Genomic DNA, 3,185 nt, shown 5'->3' with positions numbered 1-3,185 from the left:
CTGCGCGGTTGGTGATCTTGCCCTTGTGGACATTGAGGCCGTTGCGCAGGTGATGATCGTCGACCAGCGCCTTCAGGCCCTTGTCGGCGAGCTGCAGGCCGTAGTGAAGCGTCGCGTTGTTGAGCGCGTGGGCCGACGTGACGGGCACGGCACCCGGCATGTTGGCGACGCAATAGTGGATGACGCCGTCGACCTCATAGGTCGGGTCGGCATGGGTGGTGGCGTGCGAGGTCTCGAAGCAGCCGCCCTGGTCGATGGCGACATCGACCAGCACCGAGCCTTTCTTCATGCCCGACAGCATTTCGCGCGAAACCAGTTTTGGCGCCGCGGCACCCGGGATCAGCACCGCGCCGACGACGATGTCGGCTGAAAAACACTCTTCTTCCAGCGCCTCGACAGTCGAGTAACGGGTGTGGACGCGGCCGGCGAAGAGATCGTCGAGCTGGCGCAATCTCGGGATCGAGCGGTCGATGATGGTGACGTCGGCGCCAAGGCCGGCCGCCATCCTGGCCGCGTGCAGGCCGACGACGCCACCGCCGAGCACGGTGACCTTGCCGGGCAGCACGCCGGGCACGCCGCCCAGCAGCACGCCGCGGCCGCCATTGGCCTTCTGCAGCGCCGTGGCGCCGGCCTGGATCGACAGGCGTCCGGCAACTTCCGACATCGGCGCCAGCAGCGGCAGGCCGCCACGGTCGTCGGTCACGGTCTCGTAGGCGATTGCCGTCACGCCGGACGCAAGCAGGCCCTTGGTCTGCTCCGGATCCGGAGCAAGGTGGAGGTAGGTATACAGGATCTGGCCTTCGCGAAGCTGCGCCCATTCGCTGGGCTGCGGCTCCTTGACCTTGACGATCATGTCCGACTTGGCGAACACCTCGGCGGCCGTCTTGGCAATCGTGGCGCCGGCGGCGCGATAGGCGTTGTCATCGGCGCCGATGCCGGCACCGGCCCCGGTCTCGACCAGCACTTCGTGGCCATGGGCGACATATTCGCGGACCGAGCCGGGGGTGAGGCCGACGCGGTATTCGTGGTTCTTGATTTCCTTGGGGCAGCCGACGCGCATTTTCTTCTCCTGATCCGGCCCTTTTGGGCTCGTTCCCTGTATGGCTGGAGTGAACCACGAATCGTTGCGCAGGTGTTTGCGAATGCGCTTGCGCCCACCGGCCGGTTTCGATAATTGTTGCGCGAAACAGCAAGATATTCGCAGGATTCACGAATAATGCCGCTCGACAGGATCGATATCGCCATTCTCGAGGCTTTGCAGAAGGATGGCAGGATACCCAATGCGGCGCTGGCCGAGAAGGTCGGCCTGTCGCAGTCGGCCTGTTCGCGCCGGCTCGACAATCTGGAGAAATCCGGAACCATTCGCGGCTACCACGCCCGGCTTTCCAATGCGGCACTTGGCCACCAGATGACGGCGATCGTGCACATATCGCTGTCGGGGCAGTTCGAGAAGACGCTGTCGGATTTCGAGGCGGCGATCAAGCGCTGCCCGAACGTGCTGTCCTGTCACCTGATGTCGGGCGAATACGACTACATCCTGCGGATCGCGGCGAAGGATCTCGTCGACTATGAGCGCATCCACAAGGAATGGCTGTCGGCGATGCCGCATGTGACCAAGATCAATTCGTCCTTTGCGCTACGCGAAATCGTCGACAGGACCGCCATGGGCATGAAGCCGGAAATGGCCTAGGCCTCCGTTACCACCCGATCCATCGGAATGTCGTGCGGCTGCGGGTAGATGGTCGCGATGCGCTGCAGCTCGTAGCCGACGCCGATGACCAGTGGCTTGAACGGCATCGCTGCCAGCGTACGGTCGAAGAAACCGCCGCCATAACCCAGGCGGTAGTTCAGGGGATCGATGCCGACGATCGGCGAGATGACGATGTCCGGCAGCACCGGATCGCCCTCGGCCGGGATCGGGATATTCCAGACACCTTTCTCCAGCCGGTCGCCTGCTTTGTAGGCGCGGAAGATCAGCGGCTGCCCCTTCTCGATGACGATGGGCAGGGCGGTGCGGCCGCCGCGTTCGTTTATGGACGTCATCCAAGGCCGCAAATCCGGCTCGCCGCGAAACGGCCAGTAGAGACTGACCATGCGGCCGGCGATCTCGCCGATTACCGCGTCGAGGCCATCGGCGATGTGTTGCGACATTACCGTTCGCGCGTCGGCCGAAACAGCAAGACGCGCGGCGATCAGGCGTTCGCGCTCAGCCTTGCGCCAGCGTCTCACATCGGTCCAGTCGCTCGAAGGCGCACGGAATTCCGTATCGAGTTCGTGCATGAAACAGGGCGGCGAAGAATACTGCGCCGGAGCATCGTCGTCACGATCGTTGGCCATGCCTCACCTCATCGCGTGTTCGATGACGCTATACCTCGCGATACGATACAACATGTGCATTCACGACATGCAACGACGAGTCTCGGGCACTGGCCATCTGTTGTTGCATTGCACAAAAATACCTACATGCAGGACAGGCAATCTTGCTAACAAGGTGAACGAAATGAACGAAGCCAGGCATCATGTCGTCGTTGTCGGCGCGGGGTTCGGCGGCCTCGAGTTCACCCGTGCGCTTGCCGGCGCTCCCGTGCGCATCACCATGATAGACAAGCGCAACCATCACCTCTTCCAGCCGCTGCTCTACCAGGTGGCGACGACGGCGCTGGCCACCTCCGAGGTTGCCTGGCCGATCCGCCACCTCCTGCGCAAGCGCAAGGATGTGACGACGCTGCTCGCCAATGTCACCGGTGTCGACCGCGCCGGCAAGCGCGTGCTGCTCGATGACGGCAGCGCGGTCGCCTACGACACGCTGCTGCTCGCCACCGGTGCCCGCCACGCCTATTTCGGCCATGACGAATGGGAGCCGTTCGCGCCTGGCCTGAAGACGCTGGAGGACGCCACCACCATTCGGCGGCGAATTCTCCTGGCCTTCGAACAGGCCGAGCGGGAGGCTGATCCCGCCAAGCGCCAGGCGCTGCTGACCATTGCGATCGTCGGTGGCGGGCCGACCGGCGTCGAGCTTGCCGGCACCATCGTCGAGCTGGCGCATGACACGCTGCGCGGCGAGTTCCGCAACATCGACACGCGGCAGACGCGCGTGGTGCTGATCGAGGCCGGCGACCGCATTCTGGCCAATTTCGCACCGAAACTTTCCGACTACGCCAACAAAGCGCTCGAGCGGCTCGGCG

The 3,185-nt window shown here is 63.9% G+C and carries 4 protein-coding genes; 2 read left to right on the top strand and 2 right to left on the bottom strand.

All coding sequences use genetic code 11. From position 1 onward, the window contains the following. The coding region (ald, locus tag EN884_RS30800) for an alanine dehydrogenase (protein WP_128360935.1) at positions 1-1,060 on the bottom strand (1,060 nt) is incomplete at its 3' end. 156 nt (positions 1,061-1,216) lie between these two features. On the opposite strand from ald, the gene EN884_RS30795 reads away from it, so the two are divergent. Next, positions 1,217-1,690 carry an Lrp/AsnC family transcriptional regulator gene (locus EN884_RS30795; RefSeq protein WP_013531467.1) on the top strand — a complete coding sequence of 158 codons (474 nt, stop codon included), beginning with the start codon at positions 1,217-1,219 and terminating at the stop codon, positions 1,688-1,690. Here EN884_RS30795 and EN884_RS30790 read toward each other — a convergent pair. Next, a complete protein-coding gene (locus tag EN884_RS30790) occupies positions 1,687-2,337 on the bottom strand; it encodes a 5-formyltetrahydrofolate cyclo-ligase (protein ID WP_082826460.1) in 651 nt (216 codons plus the stop codon). The two genes, EN884_RS30795 and EN884_RS30790, sit on opposite strands and share 4 nt — an antisense overlap. Positions 2,338-2,500: 163 nt before the next feature. Here EN884_RS30790 and EN884_RS30785 point away from each other — a divergent pair. Continuing rightward, positions 2,501-3,185, top strand: a 685-nt coding sequence (locus EN884_RS30785) for an FAD-dependent oxidoreductase (protein WP_164895261.1), incomplete at its 3' end; no start/stop codon positions are given.

It is taken from the genome of Mesorhizobium sp. M7A.F.Ca.AU.001.01.1.1, from assembly GCF_004022735.1.
Taxonomy (GTDB): Bacteria; Pseudomonadota; Alphaproteobacteria; order Rhizobiales; family Rhizobiaceae; genus Mesorhizobium; species Mesorhizobium ciceri.
The sequence above is the reverse complement of the archived record's forward strand: the minus strand, read 5'-3'. Positions and strand labels throughout refer to the sequence as shown.